This is a genomic window from Pseudomonas sp. S11P7 (assembly GCF_023195435.1).
Lineage (GTDB): Bacteria > Pseudomonadota > Gammaproteobacteria > Pseudomonadales > Pseudomonadaceae > Aquipseudomonas > Aquipseudomonas fluorescens_G.
Genome location: NZ_JALPKS020000002.1, coordinates 101,755 through 122,651, shown reverse-complemented (window position 1 = coordinate 122,651; position 20,897 = coordinate 101,755). Strand labels below are relative to the sequence as shown.

Below are 20,897 nucleotides of genomic sequence, written 5' to 3'. Positions count from 1 at the left end.
AGGTCTGCCCGATGAAACTACGTGGCCTGTATGCCATTACCGACAGCACACTGCTGGCCGGCAAGTTTCTGTCTTACGTGGAGGCGGCGCTGGAAGGCGGCGTCACCCTGCTGCAATACCGCGACAAAAGCAGCGACGAGGCCCGTCGCTTGCGCGAGGCCGAAGCGCTGCGCAATTTGTGCGAGCGCTACAAGACCCAGTTGATCATCAACGATGACGCCGAACTGGCCGCGCGCCTCAACGTCGGCGTGCACCTGGGCCAGACCGACGGCCCGCTGTCGCCGACCCGCGCCCTGCTCGGTTCGAAAGCGATCATCGGTTCGACCTGCCACGGCCAGCTTGCCCTGGCCGAGCAAGCTGCCAAAGAAGGCGCGAGTTACGTCGCCTTCGGCCGCTTTTTCAATTCCAGCACCAAGCCCGGCGCGCCGAGTTGCAGCCTCGACTTGCTCGACGAAGCCAAACGCACGCTGCACCTGCCGGTTTGCGCGATTGGCGGCATCACCCTCGACAACGCCGCACCACTGGTGGCCCATGGGGTTGACCTGCTGGCGGTGGTCCACGGTTTGTTCGGTGCCGAAAATACCGCCGAAGTGACCCGCCGCGCCCGCGCGTTCAATGAATTGTTCAAAGCCTGAAGATTGAGAGCCCGATCATGTCTCGTTCCGAAACCCTGTTTGCCAATGCCCAGAAACACATCCCCGGCGGCGTCAATTCGCCGGTGCGCGCGTTCAAAAGCGTCGGCGGTACGCCGCTGTTCTTCAAACACGCTGAAGGCGCTTACGTCACTGACGAAGACGACAAGCGTTATGTCGATTACGTTGGCTCGTGGGGTCCGATGATCCTAGGGCACAGCCATCCGGACGTACTTGATGCAGTGCGTAATCAGCTGCAACACGGTTTGTCCTACGGCGCGCCGACGGCGATGGAAACCGAGATGGCCGATCTGGTCTGCTCGCTGGTGCCGTCGATGGACATGGTGCGCATGGTCAGCTCCGGTACCGAAGCGACCATGAGCGCGATCCGTCTGGCCCGTGGTTACACCGGTCGCGACAGCATCATCAAATTCGAAGGCTGCTACCACGGCCATTCCGACAGCTTGCTGGTCAAAGCCGGTTCCGGCGCGCTGACCCAAGGCGTACCGAGCTCGGCCGGCGTACCGGCGGCGTTCGCCAAACACACCCTGACCCTGCCGTTCAACGACATCGAAGCGGTTGAGCAGATGCTGGCCGAAGTCGGTGAGGATGTGGCCTGCATCATCGTCGAGCCCGTGGCCGGCAACATGAACTGCGTGCCACCGGCGCCGGGTTTCCTCGAAGGCCTGCGTTCGCTGTGCGACAAGCACGGCGTGGTGCTGATTTTCGACGAAGTGATGACTGGTTTCCGCGTCGCCCTCGGCGGTGCGCAGGCCTACTACGGCGTCACCCCGGACCTGACCACGTTCGGCAAGATCATCGGTGGCGGCATGCCGGTCGGCTGCTTTGGCGGCAAGCGCGCAATCATGGAACGTATCGCGCCACTGGGCCCGGTGTACCAGGCCGGTACGCTGTCGGGTAACCCGTTGGCGATGGCCGCCGGCCTGACCACCCTGCGCCTGATCAGCCGTCCGGGTTTCCATGCCGAGCTGACCGACTACACCACGCGCCTGCTCGATGGTCTGCAACAACGCGCCGATGCTGCGGGTATTCCGTTCGTGACGACACAGGCCGGCGGCATGTTTGGTCTGTATTTCAGCGGCGCCGACGACATCGTCACCTTTGACGACGTGATGGCCAGCGACGCTGCACTGTTCGGACGCTTCTTCCACCTGATGCTCGAAGGTGGCGTGTACCTCGCTCCGAGCGCCTTCGAAGCCGGTTTCACCTCGATCGCCCACGGCGAAGCCGAGTTGCAACTGACGCTGGACGCCGCCGAGCGTGCCTTCGCCGCGTTGAAATAATCGCTGTACCGCTGACGTTGGCTATCGCCAGCGTCAGCTTTCACCTACACCGCAGCCGTTTTTCCCACGCCGCTGCTAAAAATCTTGTAGAAAGTGGGCGATATATCCCCCACGCAGCAGAAAAACGAGTAAAGACTTTGTAAGGTTGGCCCTGCTTATTTCATAATGCGCGCTTATTGGATCCCCCGACGGGTCCGCGCGCCCTTCAGAGGTAAGTCGATTCCCATGAACCGCACCGGCCGCACCCTTGCATTGGGCTGCCTGTTGCTCCTTCAGCCCCTGCTCGCGCATGCACAAGCAGGCGGCAACTCGTTGTTGATCCCGGCGATGGGTCGTTGCACCCTCAATACTCAGCCGCAAGACGTCACGCAGGCACTGGCCGCCTGCCAGAAAGCGGCGGACGAAGGGGATGCGCAAGCACAATACGAGTTGGGTGAGTTCTACTACGACGGCAAGAACGCGCCGCGCGACCTCAATCAAGCCCTGAGCTATTTCGAAAAGGCCTCGCTGCAAGGTCACGCTCAGGCACAGTTCAAGCTCGGCACCATGTTCTTCCACGGCGAAGGTGTGCAGGCCAATAATATCCAGGCGTACATCGTGTTGAAGATGGCGGCGGTCAATGGCGCCGAAGAGGCGCTGGACACGGCCGATGAAGTCTCGGAAAAAATGTCCCGCGAAGACCTCGAAACCGCGACTCAGGTACTCGGGCAGATCTTCCGCAAATACCTGATGGAATTGCAGAGCGCCGATGGGCGCACGCCGTTTTCACCCCTGCCCTGATCATTGATAGTTCCCACGCTCTGCGTGGGAACTCATCCCGTGACGCTCCGCGTCACCGACGCGGAGCGTCGAAGGCGGCATTCCCACGCAGAGCGTGGGAACGATCATCCTCTTCCATCCAGAATCGCGGGCTTACTTCTCAGGCATCGGCATCGGAAACGGCATGACATTGCCGACCGCGCCGCGGGCTTCGCTGATTTTCGGTGTACCCAGGCGCTCTACTTCGTCGATGCGTACGATCGAATGCATCGGCACAAAGCTGCGCACCACGCCTTCGAACTGCGCCTTGAGCTTTTCTTCGCTCGGGTCGACGACCACTTGCGTGCGCTCGCCAAAGACGAACTCTTCCACTTCCAGAAAACCCCACAGATCACTTTGATAGATCTGCTTGGCGTACATTTCGAACACCTGGCCCTGGTTGAGGAAAATCACCTTGTAGATTGGAGCTTCGCGTTTGGTCATGGCGGGCGGACAACATCGGGGTAAAAATGGGGGCGCGAACTATAGCATAGCCACCGGACGCACAGCGGTAGGAACCTGACGGCTTGTTCCCTATAATGCGCGGTTCTTCGAATCACGTGACGACACTAATCCATGGCCAAGAAGCTTTACATCGAAACCCACGGTTGCCAGATGAACGAGTACGACAGCTCGCGCATGGTCGATCTGCTGGGCGAACATCAGGCCCTGGAAGTCACCGCTCGCGCGGAAGACGCCGACGTGATTCTGCTCAATACCTGCTCAATCCGCGAGCGCGCCCAGGACCGGGTGTACTCGCAGCTCGGGCGCTGGCGCGAACTGAAGCTGGCCAACCCGGACATGGTGATTGCGGTCGGCGGTTGCGTCGCCAGCCAAGAAGGCGCGGCGATCCGTGACCGCGCACCGTATGTCGACGTGGTCTTCGGCCCGCAGACCCTGCACCGTCTGCCGGAAATGATCGACGCCGCGCGCAGCAGCAAGCTGCCGCAGGTCGACGTGTCGTTCCCGGAAATCGAAAAATTCGACCACCTGCCCGAGCCACGCATCGATGGCCCGAGCGCTTACGTGTCGGTGATGGAAGGTTGCAGCAAGTACTGCACGTTCTGCGTGGTGCCTTACACCCGTGGCGAAGAAGTCAGCCGGCCGTTCGACGACGTGATCGCCGAGATCATTCACCTGGCCGAGAACGGCGTGCGTGAAGTGACCCTGCTGGGCCAGAACGTCAACGGCTACCGCGGCGCTACCCATGACGGGCGCATGGCCGATCTGGCCGAGCTGATCCGCGTGGTCGCGGCCGTCGATGGCATCGACCGCATTCGCTATACCACGTCGCACCCGCTGGAGTTTTCCGACAGCCTGATCCAGGCCCACGCCGAGGTGCCGGAGCTGGTCAAACACCTGCATTTGCCGGTGCAGTCAGGTTCCGACCGGATTCTCGCGGCGATGAAGCGCAACCACACCGCGCTGGAATACAAATCCAAACTGCGCAAACTGCGCGCGGCGGTGCCGGGAATCTGCATCAGCTCGGACTTTATCGTGGGCTTCCCCGGCGAGACCGAGAAAGACTTCGAGCAGACCATGAAGCTGATCGCCGATGTCGGCTTCGACTTCTCCTACTCGTTCGTTTACAGCCAGCGCCCCGGCACCCCGGCGGCAGACCTGGCCGACGACACGCCGGAAGAATTGAAGAAAGAGCGCCTGAATGCGCTGCAACATCGCCTGAACCAGCAAGGCTTCGAAATCAGCCGACAGATGGTCGGCTCGATCCAGCGCATTCTGGTCACCGATTATTCGAAGAAAGACCCCGGCGAACTGCAGGGGCGAACCGAGAATAACCGTATCGTCAACTTCCGCTGCGACAATCCAACCTTGATCGGCCAGTTCGCTGACGTGCACATCGACGCGGCGCAACCGCACTCGTTGCGCGGCTCACTGATTCAATAAAAAGATCAGCCGCATTGGAAAACCTGTGGGAGCTGGCTTGCCAGCGATGGGGCCATCAGTCGGAAAGTCAATTCGCCTGCTGAACCGCCATCGCTGGCAAGCCAGCTCCCACAGGGATGTTGATTGAAGCTGAGATATTTAAGAGCTTTCGCCCCCACGTCTCTGGCGTTATCCTTGATTTCACCTCAATTGCCCCAGGGCGGCTAAATACGACCTTGAACGCACCCATCGAACCACATCGTTTCATTCTCGAGCCCTTCGAGGCTCGCCGCTTCGCCAATCTGTGCGGGCAATTCGACGAGCATCTGCGCTTGATCGAACAACGCCTGGCCATCGAGATCCGCAACCGCGGCAATCAATTCGAACTGATCGGCGACCCCAAGCTCACCACGTCTGCGGAAAACCTGCTGCGTCGGCTGTACCGGGAAACCAAGGCGACCGAATTGTCGCCGGACATGGTTCACCTGTTCCTGCAGGAATCGGCGGTCGAGCAACTGGACAATCACGCCCCTGCCGAACCGTCCGTCGCCCTGCGCACCAAAAAAGGCATGATTCGCCCACGCGGCTTGAATCAGCAGCGCTACGTGAAGGAAATCCTCGGCAACGACATCAACTTCGGCATCGGCCCGGCCGGTACCGGCAAGACATATCTGGCTGTGGCCTGTGCCGTCGACGCGCTGGAACGCGAGCAGATCCGCCGCATCCTGCTGGTGCGTCCGGCAGTTGAAGCGGGTGAAAAACTCGGCTTCCTGCCCGGCGACCTGTCACAGAAGATCGACCCGTACCTGCGCCCGCTTTATGACGCGCTGTACGAGATGCTTGGTTTCGAATACGTGGCCAAGCTGATCGAACGTCAGGTGATCGAAGTGGCACCGCTGGCTTATATGCGCGGTCGCACGCTGAACAACAGCTTCATCATTCTCGACGAAAGCCAGAACACCACCGTCGAACAGATGAAGATGTTCCTGACCCGCATCGGTTTCGGTTCCACCGCAGTTATTACCGGTGACATCACCCAGGTCGACCTGCCGCGTGGCACCAAGTCCGGTCTGCATCATGTGATCGAAGTGCTCAAAGATGTGCCGGGCATCAGCTTCACGCACTTCCAGCCCAAGGACGTAGTGCGCCATCCTTTGGTGCAGCGGATCGTCGAAGCCTACGAGCGCTTCGAAAGCCGCGCCGATGCCCCCAAGGAAGCCGCGCGCGATGCTTGAGCTTGATCTGCAAATCGCCACCGAAGCGTCGGCGCCAAGTGAAGCTCAATTCCGTCAATGGTGCGAACTGGCGCTGCGCCAGCGCACCGCCGACTCGGAAATGACCATTCGTCTGGTCGACGAGGTAGAAGGCCGCGAGCTCAACCACACCTGGCGGCACAAGGACTACGCAACCAACGTGTTGTCGTTCCCGGCCGAAGTGCCCGATGAGTTTCTCGATATCCCGCTGCTCGGGGATCTGGTGATCTGCGTCGCCGTGGTCGAGCGCGAAGCTGCCGAACAGGGCAAGGAACTTAACGCCCACTGGGCACATCTGGTCATTCACGGCTGCTTGCATCTGCTCGGTTACGACCATATAGAAGATGACGAAGCCGAAGAAATGGAAGCACTGGAACGCGAGTTGCTTGCTGAACTTGGCTTTCCCGATCCGTACGCGGACGACGAAACCGAACCATCCCCTACTGTTACAACAAAGGATTCAGAGTAATCGCTATGAGCGAAGATCGATCGAGCAACGGGCAGAAGTCATGGCTGGGTAAGCTCACCCAGGCTTTTGCCCACGAGCCGAAGAACCGTCAGGAGCTCCTTGAGCTGCTGCGTGATGCACATCAGAACAAACTCCTGGACAGCGAAGCGCTGGCCATCGTCGAAGGCGCCATTCAGGTGGCTGACTTGCAAGTACGCGACATCATGGTCCCGCGCTCGCAGATGATCAGCATCAAGGCGACCCAGACACCCCGCGAATTCCTCCCTGCCGTGGTCGACTCGGCCCACTCGCGCTATCCGGTCATCGGCGAAAGCCATGACGACGTGATGGGCGTGCTGCTGGCCAAGGATCTGCTGCCGCTGATCCTCAAGGAGAACGGCGACAGCTTCAACATCAAGGACCTGCTGCGCCCGGCCACCTTCGTGCCGGAGTCCAAGCGTCTGAACGTGTTGCTGCGTGAATTCCGCGCCAACCACAACCACATGGCCATCGTCATCGACGAATACGGCGGTGTGGCCGGTCTGGTGACGATCGAAGACGTGCTGGAACAGATCGTCGGCGACATCGAAGACGAACACGACGTCGAAGAAGACAGCTACATCAAGCCGCTGCCCAGCGGCGATTTCCTGATCAAGGCGCTGACGCCGATCGAGAACTTCAACGAGTTCTTCGACAGCGAATTCTCCGATGACGAGTTCGACACGGTCGGCGGTCTGGTGATGAGCGCGTTCGGCCACTTGCCAAAACGCAACGAAATCACTGAAATCGGCGCCTATCGTTTCCGCATCCTGAACGCCGACAGCCGTCGGATTCATTTGCTGCGTCTGACGCCCATTGCTCGTTAATTCTAAGGACTGAAATGCGCTGGACTACCCGCCCCGGCTGGCCCGGTAACCTGCTGGCCGTGGCGGCCGGTGCAATCACTACATTCGCGCTTGCGCCGTTCAACATCTGGCCGCTGGCTTTGCTGGCGGTCGGCTTGTTCTATGCCGGTTTGCGCGAGCTGAGCCCGCGGCAGGCGCTGGGTCGTGGCTGGTGCTTCGGTTTCGGCCTGTTCGGCGCCGGCACCAGTTGGATCTATTACAGCATTCACCATTTCGGCGGCGCGTCAGTGCTGCTCGCCGGATTCCTGATGCTGCTGTTCACCGCAGCGATTGCCTGGTTCTTCGCCCTGCCCGCCTGGCTCTGGGCGCGCTGGTTGCGCCGCAATGAGGCACCAGTGGCCGATGCCCTGGCATTTGCTGCGCTTTGGGTCGGGCAGGAAGCGTTTCGTGGCTGGTTCCTCACCGGTTTCCCGTGGCTTTACTCCGGTTACAGTCAGCTCGACGGGCCTTTGGCCGGGCTCGCGCCTGTAGGCGGCATGTGGCTGGTGTCGTTCGTTCTGGCGCTGACCGCCGCGCTGATCTACAACGCACGGCGCTTGCTGCAGACTCGTCGCAAAGCTTTTATGGTCGCTGGATTGTTGTTGCTGGTCGGGCCGTGGGTGGCCGGTATTGCGCTCAAGGGCCATGCCTGGACCAGTCCATCGGGCGCGCCGTTGAGCGTCGCCGCGATTCAAGGCAACGTCGCCCAAAGCATGAAATGGGACCCGGCCGAACTCAACGCGCAATTGGCGCTGTACCGGGACTTGAGCTTTCGCTCGAAACCGGTCGATCTGCTGATCTGGCCGGAAACCGCTGTGCCGGTGCTCAAGGAATCCGCGGAGGGTTACCTGAACATGATGGGTAACTTCGCCGCCGAGCGTAAATCGGCGCTGATTACCGGCGTGCCAATCCGCCAGACCGTGCACAAGGAAAGACGTTTCTTCAACGGCATCACCGTGGTTGGTGAGGGCGATGGCACTTACCTGAAGCAGAAACTGGTGCCGTTCGGCGAATACGTGCCATTGCAGGACATCCTGCGCGGGCTGATTGCGTTCTTCGACTTGCCGATGTCCGACTTTGCCCGTGGCCCGTCCGATCAGGCGCTGCTGCAAGCCAAGGGTTACCAGATCGCCCCATTCATCTGTTACGAAGTGGTGTACCCGGAGTTTGCGGCCGGGCTGTCGGCACGCAGCGATCTGCTGCTGACGATCAGCAACGACACCTGGTTCGGTACCTCAATCGGTCCGCTGCAGCATCTGCAGATGGCGCAGATGCGCGCGCTTGAGGCGGGGCGCTGGATGATTCGCGCTACCAACAACGGCGTGACGGGCCTGATCAACCCGTTCGGCCAGATCACCGCGCAGATCCCGCAATTCGAACAAGGTGTGCTGTACGGTGATGTGGTGCCGATGCATGACCTGACGCCGTATCTGCAATGGCGCTCATGGCCGTTGATTTCGCTGTGCCTGCTGCTGTTCGGCTGGGCGCTGATGGCTAACCGGATGTCCAAGACGCTTTAAAAGCTTCGCGAGCAGGCTCGCTCCCACAATTGAATGCATTTCAAGGTGGGAGCGAGCCTGCTCGCGAAGAGGACATCAGCAGCAGCCAATCAATCGGGACTGACATCACCTCGGTAAAACAACGAATACCCCACCTGCCCCACCGCCTCGTTCAACAACTGCCCGCTCTGCCAGATCGATTTGAACTCCGGCAGCCAGCCGCCAAACGGTCGGGCGTTATCGGTACCCAGGAAGCCGACCGGCGCCGGCACCACCTCCAATCCCGCCTGCTTGAAGCTCCACACCGCCCGCGGCATATGCCAGGCCTGCGTGACGACAACCACGCGTTTGATCCCTTGCGGCAACAGAATGTCAGCGCTGAATCTGGCGTTTTCCCAAGTGGTGCGGCTTTCACCTTCTTGCCAACGCACCGTCACCGCGAAATCGTCACGCAGCGAATCCGCCATCAACTTCGCCTCGGTCGGCGGCGTACCGTAGTGCAAGCCGCCGCTGGTCAGGATCGGCAAACCGGAGGCTTTGGCCAGACGCGCCGCATAGCGCTGACGCTCGAGTCCGACACCGGTCGGTTGATCCTCGCCCCACGCCAGATCGCCCCGCTCGCGACCGGAACCGAGTACGACAATCGCATCGGCCCGCTGCGCCAGGGTCGCCCACGCCTCGCGGGCCAGCGGCGGCTCGCGCTCCAGCGCCTTCGCGCCCCACTGCACCATCACCGGCAGGCTCATCAGCCACAGGCCGCCCAGGCCAACCGCGAAACACACGCCAGCAAGGCGCGGCCGCGAACGGCGCAGCCACCAGGCGGCCAGTAACAGCAGCAAGAGAATGCCGGGCGGCAACAGTAATTGTTTGATCAGGTAACGAAATGGCATCGGGCATCTCCACAGATGCCCGAAGCCTAAGAGTGTTGCTGATGCGTTACAACCAATAGGCTGGATCCCGTTGAAAAAGATCCGTTTCCTGACCTGCCATGCGTTTACTTGGCCCGCGAAGTGCGAACCTTGACGGTGTCTTTGCCGGGCGCCCGGTCCTTGAGCCAGATGACCTTGGCCGAATGTGCTGCATCGAGCTGCTTGACTGCCTGAGACAGGCAACCCTGCATTTCCCGCTCGCTGCGATCCAGATAAGCCTTGACCAGTTTGAACTCGGCGGGACTCAAGCCACGCAATTCCAGTTCCAGGGGGCGCTCGTCGCGCAGCCGGTCAGCGGTTTTTACAGCGTCCAGGGCCATGCCCAGACGGTCGATCAACCTTTCGTACAACTCGGGTTTCGTCACGTTTTTCTGCCGTTGCTCCACCATCCCTCACCTCATTGAAGATAAGACTCACTCCCCACTTAGAGCTTAGCTTCGCTGCACAAACCGGCGGCACGCCGCGACAAACGGCCCTCGCCCCGAACCGGGCGGGCCAAACTGCTGAATCAGGGTTTCCCTAGGCCAAGCGCGGTCATGTATGCTACGGCGCTTCCTGTCATTCCACTTCCAGCGCATCCGGGCCATCCCGACTGCCGCCGTCGAAGAGGATTAGGCCACCCCTATCCAGTACAAAAGTAGCCATGCACGAACAATATCAACCCCGTGAGATCGAAGCCGCCGCCCAGTCGTTCTGGGACGAGCAAAAGTCCTTTGAAGTCAGTGAACAGCCAGGCAAGGAAACCTACTACTGCCTGTCGATGTTCCCTTACCCCAGCGGCAAGCTACACATGGGGCACGTGCGCAACTACACCATCGGCGACGTGATCTCCCGCTACCAGCGCATGCTTGGCAAGAACGTCCTGCAACCGATGGGCTGGGACGCGTTCGGCATGCCGGCAGAAAACGCCGCGATGAAAAACAACGTCGCGCCGGCCAAATGGACCTACGAAAACATCGCCTACATGAAAACCCAGCTGCGCAGCCTGGGCCTGGCGGTCGACTGGTCGCGCGAAGTCACCACCTGCAAGCCTGACTACTACCGCTGGGAACAATGGCTGTTCACGCGCCTGTTCGAAAAAGGCGTGATCTACCGCAAGAACGGCACCGTCAACTGGGACCCGATCGACCAGACTGTGCTCGCCAACGAGCAGGTGATCGACGGGCGCGGCTGGCGCTCCGGCGCGCTGATCGAAAAGCGCGAAATCCCGATGTACTACTTCAAGATCACCGCTTACGCCGATGAGCTGCTCGAAAGCCTGGATGAACTGGATGGCTGGCCGGAACAGGTCAAGACCATGCAGCGCAACTGGATCGGCAAGTCGCGCGGGATGGAAGTGCAGTTTCCGTACAACGTCGATTCGATCGGCGAAGCCGGCACCCTGAAAGTCTTCACTACCCGTCCGGACACCCTGATGGGCGCGACCTACGTTGCCGTCGCTGCCGAACACCCGCTGGCCACCCAGGCCGCGCAGAACAACCCTGAGCTGCAAGCGTTCATCGCTGAATGCAAGGGCGGCAGCGTGGCTGAAGCCGACGTCGCCACTCAAGAGAAAAAAGGTTTGCCGACCGGCCTGTTCGTCGAGCACCCGCTGACCGGTGAAAAACTCCCGGTGTGGGTCGCCAACTATGTGCTGATGCACTACGGCGACGGCGCGGTCATGGCGGTACCGGCACACGACGAGCGTGATTTCGAATTCGCCCACAAGTACGACCTGCCGATCAAATCGGTAGTGCGCACCAGCTCCGGCGAGACCAACCCGGCCCCGTGGCAAGACGCTTACGGCGAGCACGGCACGCTGATCAACTCCGGTGAATTCGACGGCCTCGATTTCGCCGGCGCGTTCGACGCCATGGAAGTCGCTCTGATCAAGAAACAACTGGGCGCCTCGCGCACCCAGTTCCGCCTGCGCGACTGGGGCATCAGCCGCCAGCGCTACTGGGGCTGCCCGATTCCGATCATCCACTGCGAGACCTGCGGTGACGTGCCGGTGCCGGAAGATCAATTGCCGGTGGTCCTGCCCGAAGACGTAGTGCCGGACGGCGCCGGTTCGCCACTGGCGCGCATGCCCGAGTTCTACGAATGCAGCTGCCCGAAATGCGGCCAGCCTGCCAAGCGTGAAACCGACACCATGGACACCTTCGTCGAGTCGTCGTGGTACTACGCCCGTTATGCCTCGCCGCACTTCACCGGCGGGCTGGTGGAAAAATCCGCGGCCGATCACTGGCTGCCGGTCGATCAGTACATCGGCGGTATCGAACACGCGATTCTGCACCTGCTCTACGCGCGCTTCTTCCACAAGCTGATGCGTGACGAGGGTCTGGTCAGTTCCAACGAGCCGTTCAAGAACCTGCTGACCCAGGGCATGGTGATCGCCGAAACCTACTACCGTCGCGAAGCCAACGGTGCCTACACCTGGTTCAACCCGGCGGATGTGGAACTGGAGCGTGACAGCAAAGCCAAGGTCATCAGCGCCAAACTGAAATCCGACGGCCTGCCGGTGGAAATCGGTGGCACCGAGAAAATGGCCAAGTCGAAGAACAACGGCGTTGACCCACAATCGATGATCGACCAGTTCGGTGCCGACACCTGCCGCCTGTTCATGATGTTCGCCTCGCCGCCTGACATGAGCGCCGAATGGTCCGACTCCGGCGTGGAAGGCTCGCACCGTTTCCTCAAGCGCGTCTGGCGCCTGGCGCAGGCCCATGTCACTCAGGGCCTGCCGGGCAAACTGGACCTCGCCAGCCTGAACGACGAGCAGAAAGCCGTGCGCCGCGCGATTCACCTCGCGATCAAGCAGGCCAGCCATGACGTCGGCCAGAACCACAAATTCAACACCGCCATCGCTCAGGTGATGACGCTGATGAACGTGCTGGAAAAAGCCGCGCAGGCCACCGAGCAGGATCGCGCGTTGATCCACGAAGGACTCGAAGCCGTCACGTTGCTGCTGGCGCCGATCACTCCGCACATCAGCCACGAGCTGTGGAGCAAGCTCGGTCACGCGAATGCAGTGATCGACGCAGGTTGGCCGGCAGTGGATGAATCCGCGCTGGTGCAGGACAGCCTGACCCTGGTGATCCAGGTCAACGGCAAACTGCGCGGGCAGATCGAAATGCCGGCCAGCGCAACCCGCGAAGAAGTCGAAGCAGCCGCGCGTGCCAACGAAAACGTGCTGCGCTTCGTCGATGGCCTGACGATTCGCAAAGTAATCGTGGTACCGGGGAAACTGGTCAATATCGTCGCCAGCTAATTGGATTGAGCGTCAGGTTCGCCTGACGCCGGATAAAACCTTTCGGGCCGCACGGTCGGCCCACCTGGTTTCAAGGGGAGCAACACAATGATCAAACGCAATCTGCTGGTGATGGGCCTCGCCGTTCTGTTGAGCGCCTGTGGCTTCCAACTGCGCGGCACCGGCACCAATGAACTGTCGATCAAGGAACTCGACCTGAGCGCCCGTAACAGCTACGGCGAAACCGTGACGCAACTGCGTCAGGTGCTCGAGTCGAGCGGCGTCAAGGTTTACAGCGGTGCGCCGTACAAGCTGTTCCTGGCTGACGAGCAGGAAAGCCAGCGCATTCTCAGCTATGCCGGTGCAGGCCGGACCGGTGAATATCAGGTCAGCACGATCCTGAGCTACGAAATCCGTGGCGATAAGAACCTGCAATTGCTGAGCGACAAGCTGGAAGTGCAGAAGGTGTTCATTCACGACGGCAACAACCTCGTCGGTTCCGATCAGGAAGCCAACGACGCCCGTCGCGAAACCCGCCGCGAGCTGGTGCAGCGCATGATGCTGCGCCTGCAGCAACTGACGCCGGGCCAGTTGCAACAACTGCAGCAAGCCGCCAACGACCGCGCCAAGGCTGAAGCCGATGCGCTGGAAGCGGCGCAGAAGGCTGAAGCGGAAACCCCGCGTCAGTCGCCGCTCGAAATACCGCAGCAGTAAGCTGTTCGGGGCGCTCAGGCGCCCCGATCAACTTTTCTTATGAAGCTCGCTCCCGCTCAACTCGGCAAACACCTGCAAGGCGCACTCGCGCCGGTCTACATCATCAGCGGCGATGACCCGCTGCTGTGCCAGGAAGCTGCCGACGCCATTCGCAGTGCTGCGCGCCAGCAAGGTTTCGACGAACGCCAGGTGTTCGCCGCCGACGCCAATTTCGATTGGGGCACGCTGCTGCAGGCTGGCGCGAGCATGTCGCTGTTCGCCGAAAAGCGCCTGCTGGAACTGCGTCTGCCTTCGGGCAAGCCCGGTGACAAAGGTGCTGCTGCGCTCATCGAATATTGCTCACGCCCGGCTGAAGACACCGTGCTGCTGATCAGCCTGCCCAAGCTTGACGGCAGTGCGCAGAAGACCAAGTGGGGCAAGGCCCTGGTTGAAGGCCAGCAGACCCAGTTCATCCAGATCTGGCCGGTGGACGCCAATCAGTTACCGAGCTGGATTCGCCAGCGTCTGTCCCAGGCCGGCTTGTCGGCCAGCCAGGACGCTGTCGAACTGATCGCTGCGCGCGTCGAGGGCAACCTGCTCGCCGCCGCGCAGGAAATCGAAAAGCTCAAGCTGATGGCCGAAGGTGGCCAGATCACCGTCGAAACCGTGCAGGCTGCGGTGGCGGACAGTGCCCGCTTCGACGTTTTCGGTCTGACCGATGCGGTACTCAATGGCGAGCCGGCCCATGCGCTGCGCATGCTTGAGGGTTTGCGTGGCGAAGGCGTCGAACCGCCAGTGATCCTCTGGGCCCTGGCCCGCGAGTTGCGGCTGCTGGCCAACATTGCCTTGCAATACAGCCAGGGCACCCCGCTGGACAAATGCTTCAGTCAGTCAAAACCGCCGGTCTGGGACAAACGCAAGCCTTTGGTCAGCAAAGCCCTGCAACGCTACTCCGCGCAACGCTGGGCGCAACTGCTGTTCGAGGCCCAGCGTATCGATGCGCAGATCAAGGGCCAGGCGGCGGGTTCGCCGTGGATGAGCCTGAGTCGTCTGGCGTTGTTGATGGCCGGGCAGCGGCTGTCACTCCCCGCCGAGTAAGGCCTTCAACCGCATAGCCCCCATTTGCGAGCAGGCTCGCTCCCACAGGTGATCCTGTCCACTGTGGGAGCGAGCCTGCTCGCGAAAGCGCTTTCACATTTGCACACAAGCGGTACTGGACAGACGCACAACATCGGCAGATTATTTCCCCCGCAAAACCCACCTCACCGAGAGCATCCTCATGAGCAAAAAGCCAGCAAAGCACGGCCCCAACAAGGCCAAATCCATTGTCGCCCAGCCCTTGTTCCGCAGTCGTCAGGAACGACCTTCCAAGGGCAAAGGCAGCTACCGCCGCGAAGCCTTCCAGTCTGACAGCTGGGAGGCTTCTTACTTTCTGGCCGCCTGAAGCGCAGTACCCCTCGCTCATGTTAAGGTCTGCACCTGATTCGTATTCCCTGGAACCGTGCATGCCCTTCAGTCTTTCCAATCGTTGGCCTGTCCGCCAATTGATCGCTGCCTCCAGCTTCATTCTGCTTGTTGCCTGCGCGGAAAAACCCACCGCCGCCGACGCACAACCCCTGCAAGCCGCACCTGTCGCCACGGCCCCAGCGATCATCCCGCCGGTAGTGCCGTCCGCCGACCCTCTCGATCTGCAACCCACCCAGACCTTCGCCGAATGGCAAGCAGGGTTCCGCAAGGATGCCCTGGCCGCCGGGATTCGCCCTGAGCTGTTCGATCGTGCGTTTGCTGATGTCAGCTTCGATGCCAGCGTGATTCGTGCCGACCGCAGTCAGCCGGAATTCTCCCGGCCGGTGTGGGAATACCTCGATGGCGCACTGTCGCCACTGCGCGTGCGCAAAGGCCAGACGCTGGTCAATCAATACGCCGACATCCTGCGCGACATCGAACAACGCTATGGCGTTGATCGCCAGGCGCTGGTGTCGGTGTGGGGCATGGAAAGCAACTTCGGCCAGTTCCAGGGCAGCAAGTCGGTGATCAATTCGCTGGCCACCCTCGCCTACGAAGGACGCCGCCCGGGCTTTGCCCATGCGCAACTGATCGCCGCCCTGCAAATCCTGCAACAAGGCGATATCACTCCGGAGAAAATGCTCGGTTCCTGGGCCGGCGCCATGGGTCAGACCCAATTCATTCCGACCACCTACAACACCCACGCCGTGGACTTTGACGGCGATGGCCGCCGCGATATCTGGGGCAGCCCCGCCGATGCGCTGGCCTCGACTGCTCACTATCTGCAGAGCTCGGGCTGGCAGCGTGGCCAGCCGTGGGGCTTTGAAGTGCAGTTGCCGGGCACATTCGATTACACCCTGGCCGACGGTGCGATTCGCAAAAGCGTCGCCGAATGGCGTCAATTGGGCGTGAGCCTGCCGAACGGCGCGCAAGTGCCGGTCGGCTCCGAGCAACTGTCCGCTGCCCTGCTGCTGCCCGCCGGTTATCGCGGGCCGGCGTTCCTGATCCTCGACAACTTCCGGGCGATCCTCAAGTACAACAACTCCTCGTCCTACGCCCTGGCGGTGAGCCTGCTGTCGGAGCGGTTCAACGGTGGCGGCTTGATCAACGGGACCTGGCCGAAAGACGACCTGCCGTTGAGCCGCACCGAGCGGATGGAATTGCAGACGTTGCTGAGTGCGCGCAACTTCGATGCCGGCACGGCGGACGGGATCATCGGCGCCAACACGCGCAAGGCAATTCGCAGCGCGCAGCAGTCACTGGGCTGGCCGGCGGATGGTTATCCGACGCACAAGTTGCTGGAAAGCCTGCGCGCCCAGTAGTGGGCAGGTTGTATGGCTGATGGCGCCTTCGCGAGCAGGCTCGCTCCCACATTGGTTATGTGCGCGCCACCGATCAAATGTGGGCGAGCCTGCTCGCGAAGACTTACCGTCAAGCGACCGGTTTCTAAACCTTGATCACCACATCCTGCTCCAGCATCAGCTCCTGCTTCCCCGCATCCAGGCGCACCAGCGCGCCCATCGGCAGCGTCAGGTTGGGGTCGCAATGCCCGCTGCGCCAGCCTGACAGCACCGGAATCCGCAGCGGCTCGAACGTTTGCTTGAGCAAGCGGTTCAGTGCCTGAATATCGACCCCCGCCACATCCCCCACTAACACACCCCGCAATTTCGCCAACTTGCCGGCCAGACGCATCTGCGTCAGCAAGCGGTCGATGCGATACAACGGCTCGTTGATGTCCTCGATCAGCAGGATCACGCCTTCGACATCGATTTCATAAGGCGTACCCAGCGTTGCGGCGATCATTGCCAGGTTGCCGCCCAGCAGGCGCCCGTGCGCGACGCCCGGCTCGACAGTGGTCAACGGATACGCCACTGGGTGGCTGAGCACACTTCCCGCCTTCGACTGCCCGCGCAACATGGCAAAGAACGAAGTGACGGTCGGCGGCTCCTTGTCGCCCAGCAGATCGGCATTGAGCAACGGCCCGTGAAAGGTTACGAAGCCGGCATAGCGACTGATCGCCAGGTGTAGCGCGGTGATGTCGCTGTAGCCGACGAAGGGCTTGGCGTGGCGGCTGAGCAGGTCATAGTCGATCCGGTCGAGCAACCGCGGCGTGCCGTAACCGCCGCGCAGGCAAATGATCGCGTCGACTTGCGGGTCAGCGAACGCCGCGTGCAGATCGCGCAGGCGCACGTCATCGCTGCCGGCCAGATAGCCGTCCTTCTCGTAAACGCCAGGAAACACCTTCAGCCCATAGCCGCGGGCGCGCATCCATTGCAGCGCCTTTTCGGTGTCCAGCGTGCCTGGGCCGGCAGGCGCGATGACGCCGATGAGTCCTTCTGCCGGCAGCGCGGGCACGGCTCGGTGCGGGCAGAGCGTGTGGGTCGGTCGAATGGTCATCCTTGGATCTCTCTGTGAAGTCATGCACACACAGTAGTCAGGAACGCGGGCAAACAGAAGAGGGTCTGCCCCGTCGCAAGTTGCAGGAAAAGTCGGCATCGGATGTGAGACGGGCAAAAAAATGCCCGCCGGGCATAACCTCGGCGGGCAATTTTCAGGTCAACGCTGGATCAGGAACCCAGCAGCTCGGCCTTGACCAGCTTCGCCTGCTCGTCGGCGTGGTACGAAGAACGTACCAGCGGACCCGAGGCCACGTTCTTGAAGCCCATCTTGTAACCCTCCTCGGCGAACCAGGCGAAGGTGTCCGGGTGCACGAAACGCTGCACCGGCAAGTGGCTGCGCGACGGTTGCAGGTACTGACCGAGGGTCAGCATGTCGATGTCGTGTTCGCGCATGCGCTTCATGACTTCGATGACTTCTTCGTCGGTTTCGCCAAGACCCAGCATCAGACCGGACTTGGTCGGAATGTGCGGCATCATCTGCTTGAAGCGCTGCAGCAGGGTCAGCGACCACTGGTAATCCGATCCCGGACGCGCGGCCTTGTACAGACGCGGTACGGTTTCCAGGTTGTGGTTGAACACATCCGGCGGCTCGGCAGCGGTGATTTCCAGGGCAATATCCATGCGGCCACGGTAGTCCGGGACCAGGGTCTCGAGCTGCACATTCGGCGACAGCTTGCGGATTTCGCGGATGCAGTCGGCGAAGTGCTGGGCACCGCCGTCACGCAGGTCGTCGCGGTCTACCGAGGTGATCACCACATACTTGAGCTTGAGGTCGGCGATGGCGATGGCCAGGCTTTCCGGCTCGTTGACGTCCAAAGGCTTCGGACGACCGTGGCCAACGTCGCAGAACGGGCAGCGACGGGTGCAGATGTCGCCCATGATCATGAACGTGGCGGTGCCGCCGGAGAAGCACTCGCCAAGGTTCGGGCAGGAGGCTTCTTCGCAGACACTGTGCAGCTTGTGCTTGCGCAGCAGGCTCTTGATCCGGTCGACTTCCGGCGACACCGGAATGCGCACGCGAATCCAGTCAGGCTTTTTCGGCAGTTCGGTGGTCGGAATGATCTTTACCGGGATGCGTGCAACCTTCTCGGCACCGCGCAGCTTGACGCCGGCTTCAACCTTGGGACGCGGGGCCGGGCGCTCGGTCACGTCGAGCGTCGGGATCATGGTTTGCACTGCATCAGTAGTCATATCAGTCGATTCCGCCCGTGAGGGTCGTCTGCTCAGCATAGTCGAGGTGTTTGACGAGCTGCGCACGCAGCCGGGCACTTACCTCGGCAAATTCAATCGATCCTGCGTGATCGCTCAGCTGGGTCATCGCCAGCCCGGCGTAGCCGCAGGGATTAATCCGTCGAAACGGTTCCAGGTCCATATCCACGTTCAGGGCCAGGCCATGAAAGGAACAACCGTGGCGAATGCGCAAACCCAGAGACGCGATTTTCGCGCCCTCGACGTAAACGCCGGGAGCATCCGGCTTGGCCGCTGCGGTCACGCCGTAGCTGGCCAGCAGTTCGATCAGGCACTGTTCCATGCGCGTGACCAGATCACGTACGCCGAAACCCAGCTTGCGTACGTCCAGCAGCAGGTAGGCCACCAGTTGGCCGGGACCATGATAAGTCACTTGCCCGCCGCGATCGACCTGCACCACCGGGATATCTCCCGGCAGCAGCAGGTGTTCGGCCTTGCCGGCCTGGCCCTGAGTGAACACCGGCGGGTGCTCGACGAGCCAGATTTCGTCGGCGGCAGCGCTGCCGCGTTCGTTGGTGAAGCGCTGCATGGCATGCCAGACCGGCTCGTAAGCCATCCGGCCAAGTTCGCGAAAGCCCAGCGTGCCCGGCATCACAACACCATGTGCACGAAGCCGGTCGCCCGCAGTTCGCTGTTGATGTTGTACAGCTGGTCCTGATCGGTAGCGACGATGTGCAGCTGGATGGTGGTGTATTTGCCGGTGCTGCTTTGACGCTCGTCGATGCGCTCGTCATTGATGGTCGCGTGTTTCTTGACGATCTCGATGATCTGGTCTTTGCGACCGACGCCCGTATCGCTGATCACCTTGATCGGGTAATCAGTCTGGGGAAATTCGATTTTTGGCGCCTGTACTTCGGTATCGGTCATGGCGTAACGGCCTCTTAAGCCGTGGTAACGCACATGGCCCCGCACCGGATCGGGGCGGGGCCATGCAGGTCAACACTAAATCAGTTGAACAAGCCGTAGAAGAATAGACGGATGCTATCCCACATGCGGCGGAAGATACCACCCTCTTCGACGCCGTCCAGAGCGATCAGGTCAGCGCTGTGCACGACCTTGTCTTCCAGTTTGACTTCGACTTTACCGATCACGTCGCCCTTGGCGATAGGCGCGGTCAGTTGCGGGTTCATGGTCATGCTGGCAGCGAGCTTCTTCAGCTGGCCTTTTGGCAGGGTCATGGTCAGGTCTTCAGCCAGGCCGGCCTTGACTTGATTGGTGGTGCCTTTCCACACCGGCGCCTGAGCCAGTTCGGTGCCCTTCTGGTAGAACGTCTGGGTTTCGAAGAAGCGGAAGCCGTAAGTCAGCAGTTTCTGCGTTTCAGCGGCACGGGCCACTTCGCTGTTGGTGCCGAACACCACGGCGATCAGACGCTGACCGTCACGTACCGCCGAGGACACCATGCAGTAGCCGGCTTCGTCGGTGTGACCGGTTTTCAGGCCGTCGACGGTCTTGTCGCGCCACAGCAGCAGGTTGCGGTTAGGCTGCTTGATGCCGTTCCAGAAGAACTCTTTCTGCGAGTAGATCGCATAGTGAGCCGGGTCTTCGTGGATGATCGCGCGGGCCAGAATCGCCATGTCGTGCGCCGACGAGTAGTGCTCAGGGTTCGGCAGACCGGTCGGGTTCATGAAGTGGGTATTGGTCATGCCCAGTTCGGTGACGGTCTTGTTCATCAGGTCGGCGAACGCGTCTTCGCTGCCGGCGATGTGCTCGGCCAGCGCCACGCTGGCGTCGTTGCCGGACTGGATGATGATGCCGTGCAGCAGGTCGCTGACCGTGACCTGCGAGCCGACCTTGATGAACATCCGCGAACCGCCGGTACGCCAGGCGTTTTCGCTGACGGTCACCGGATCGTTTTCACCGATCTGGCCGCGACGGATTTCCAGGGTCGCGATGTACGCGGTCATCAGCTTGGTCAGGCTGGCCGGTGGCAGACGCTGGTCGCCGTTGTTTTCGACCAGCACGTTGCCGCTGCTGGCATCCATCAGAACGTAGGCTTTGGCGGCCAGTTGTGGTGGCGACGGCATCATCTCGGCCGCGAAAGCGGCTGGCGAGAGGAGCAGCGGGACTAGCAGACACAGGCGTTTGGCAAAGGTGGTGATGTTCATCCGTCTCTCGAAATCGCTAATGGAAACTTGCCCGAAGGCAAAACTTGTTCAGACAGCCTTCTAACGGGCCATCGCGTGTTCAGTTG

21 protein-coding genes are annotated in these 20,897 nt (G+C 61.2%); 13 read left to right on the top strand and 8 right to left on the bottom strand.

Annotation, left to right across the window (positions count from 1 at the left end):
• Positions 1 to 11: 11 nt before the first annotated feature.
• The 3 genes from thiE (at position 12) to M0746_RS00615 (ending at position 2,716) form a co-directional block, all read left to right on the top strand.
• Positions 12 to 635, top strand: coding sequence for a thiamine phosphate synthase (gene thiE / locus M0746_RS00625; RefSeq protein ID WP_258447912.1), 624 nt, complete (start codon positions 12 to 14; stop codon positions 633 to 635).
• A gap of 17 nt (positions 636 to 652) precedes the next feature.
• Positions 653 to 1,936, top strand: a complete 1,284-nt coding sequence (hemL, locus tag M0746_RS00620) for a glutamate-1-semialdehyde 2,1-aminomutase (protein WP_090286579.1) — start codon at positions 653 to 655, stop codon at positions 1,934 to 1,936.
• 225 nt (positions 1,937 to 2,161) lie between these two features.
• Positions 2,162 to 2,716, top strand: coding sequence for a tetratricopeptide repeat protein (locus tag M0746_RS00615; RefSeq protein ID WP_042561233.1), 555 nt, complete (start codon positions 2,162 to 2,164; stop codon positions 2,714 to 2,716).
• Positions 2,717 to 2,848: 132 nt separating this feature from the next.
• Here the strand turns inward: M0746_RS00615 and M0746_RS00610 are convergent, their stop codons facing one another.
• Positions 2,849 to 3,178 (bottom strand): DUF1820 family protein, encoded by a 330-nt coding sequence (locus M0746_RS00610; RefSeq protein ID WP_003185742.1) that lies wholly within the window; start codon positions 3,176 to 3,178, stop codon positions 2,849 to 2,851.
• 132 nt (positions 3,179 to 3,310) lie between these two features.
• Between M0746_RS00610 and miaB the strand changes: the two genes are divergently transcribed.
• From miaB to lnt, 5 genes are all read left to right on the top strand, one after another.
• Positions 3,311 to 4,639, top strand: coding sequence for a tRNA (N6-isopentenyl adenosine(37)-C2)-methylthiotransferase MiaB (gene miaB / locus M0746_RS00605; protein ID WP_203419604.1), 1,329 nt, complete (start codon positions 3,311 to 3,313; stop codon positions 4,637 to 4,639).
• Positions 4,640 to 4,854: 215 nt separating this feature from the next.
• A complete protein-coding gene (locus tag M0746_RS00600) occupies positions 4,855 to 5,853 on the top strand; it encodes a PhoH family protein (protein WP_093098046.1) in 999 nt (332 codons plus the stop codon).
• Positions 5,846 to 6,340, top strand: coding sequence for an rRNA maturation RNase YbeY (ybeY, locus tag M0746_RS00595; protein ID WP_258447911.1), 495 nt, complete (start codon positions 5,846 to 5,848; stop codon positions 6,338 to 6,340). The genes M0746_RS00600 and ybeY overlap by 8 nt, the downstream gene beginning before the upstream one ends.
• 5 nt (positions 6,341 to 6,345) lie before the next feature.
• A complete protein-coding gene (locus tag M0746_RS00590) occupies positions 6,346 to 7,185 on the top strand; it encodes an HlyC/CorC family transporter (RefSeq protein ID WP_007909641.1) in 840 nt (279 codons plus the stop codon).
• A 14-nt stretch (positions 7,186 to 7,199) separates the two neighbouring features.
• Entirely contained in the window at positions 7,200 to 8,723 is a 1,524-nt protein-coding gene (gene lnt / locus M0746_RS00585; protein WP_258447910.1) for an apolipoprotein N-acyltransferase, read from the top strand.
• A gap of 89 nt (positions 8,724 to 8,812) precedes the next feature.
• Here the strand turns inward: lnt and M0746_RS00580 are convergent, their stop codons facing one another.
• Positions 8,813 to 9,592: a YdcF family protein gene (locus tag M0746_RS00580; protein ID WP_258447909.1), complete on the bottom strand. Its 780-nt coding sequence runs from the start codon at positions 9,590 to 9,592 to the stop codon at positions 8,813 to 8,815.
• 104 nt (positions 9,593 to 9,696) lie between these two features.
• Positions 9,697 to 10,020 (bottom strand): hypothetical protein, encoded by a 324-nt coding sequence (locus tag M0746_RS00575; protein ID WP_258447908.1) that lies wholly within the window; start codon positions 10,018 to 10,020, stop codon positions 9,697 to 9,699.
• A gap of 254 nt (positions 10,021 to 10,274) precedes the next feature.
• Between M0746_RS00575 and leuS the strand changes: the two genes are divergently transcribed.
• From leuS to M0746_RS00550, 5 genes are all read left to right on the top strand, one after another.
• The gene (gene leuS / locus M0746_RS00570) at positions 10,275 to 12,881 is read left to right on the top strand and encodes a leucine--tRNA ligase (RefSeq protein WP_258447907.1); all 2,607 of its coding nucleotides are present in this window, start codon (positions 10,275 to 10,277) and stop codon (positions 12,879 to 12,881) included.
• Positions 12,882 to 12,968: 87 nt separating this feature from the next.
• A complete protein-coding gene (locus M0746_RS00565) occupies positions 12,969 to 13,574 on the top strand; it encodes an LPS-assembly lipoprotein LptE (RefSeq protein WP_208939638.1) in 606 nt (201 codons plus the stop codon).
• Between the two features lie 39 nt (positions 13,575 to 13,613).
• On the top strand, positions 13,614 to 14,651 hold the full coding sequence (gene holA, locus M0746_RS00560; protein ID WP_258447906.1) for a DNA polymerase III subunit delta: 1,038 nt from the start codon (positions 13,614 to 13,616) through the stop codon (positions 14,649 to 14,651).
• A gap of 181 nt (positions 14,652 to 14,832) precedes the next feature.
• Positions 14,833 to 14,997, top strand: coding sequence for an alternative ribosome rescue factor ArfA (arfA, locus tag M0746_RS00555; protein ID WP_090286599.1), 165 nt, complete (start codon positions 14,833 to 14,835; stop codon positions 14,995 to 14,997).
• A gap of 61 nt (positions 14,998 to 15,058) precedes the next feature.
• A complete protein-coding gene (locus tag M0746_RS00550) occupies positions 15,059 to 16,381 on the top strand; it encodes a lytic murein transglycosylase (RefSeq protein WP_258447905.1) in 1,323 nt (440 codons plus the stop codon).
• A 124-nt stretch (positions 16,382 to 16,505) separates the two neighbouring features.
• On the opposite strand, the gene M0746_RS00545 is transcribed toward M0746_RS00550, so the two are convergent.
• The 5 genes from M0746_RS00545 to M0746_RS00525 all read right to left on the bottom strand — a co-directional run bounded on the left by M0746_RS00545 (position 16,506) and on the right by M0746_RS00525 (position 20,811).
• Positions 16,506 to 17,456, bottom strand: a complete 951-nt coding sequence (locus M0746_RS00545; RefSeq protein ID WP_208939634.1) for a S66 peptidase family protein — start codon at positions 17,454 to 17,456, stop codon at positions 16,506 to 16,508.
• A 170-nt stretch (positions 17,457 to 17,626) separates the two neighbouring features.
• Positions 17,627 to 18,625 (bottom strand): lipoyl synthase, encoded by a 999-nt coding sequence (lipA, locus tag M0746_RS00540; protein WP_160768663.1) that lies wholly within the window; start codon positions 18,623 to 18,625, stop codon positions 17,627 to 17,629.
• 25 nt (positions 18,626 to 18,650) lie between these two features.
• A complete protein-coding gene (gene lipB, locus M0746_RS00535) occupies positions 18,651 to 19,298 on the bottom strand; it encodes a lipoyl(octanoyl) transferase LipB (RefSeq protein WP_090286605.1) in 648 nt (215 codons plus the stop codon).
• Entirely contained in the window at positions 19,298 to 19,573 is a 276-nt protein-coding gene (locus tag M0746_RS00530; RefSeq protein WP_016773029.1) for a DUF493 domain-containing protein, read from the bottom strand. The genes lipB and M0746_RS00530 overlap by 1 nt, the downstream gene beginning before the upstream one ends.
• 80 nt (positions 19,574 to 19,653) lie before the next feature.
• Positions 19,654 to 20,811, bottom strand: a complete 1,158-nt coding sequence (locus M0746_RS00525; protein ID WP_203419616.1) for a D-alanyl-D-alanine carboxypeptidase family protein — start codon at positions 20,809 to 20,811, stop codon at positions 19,654 to 19,656.
• Between the last annotated feature and the right edge of the window lie 86 nt (positions 20,812 to 20,897).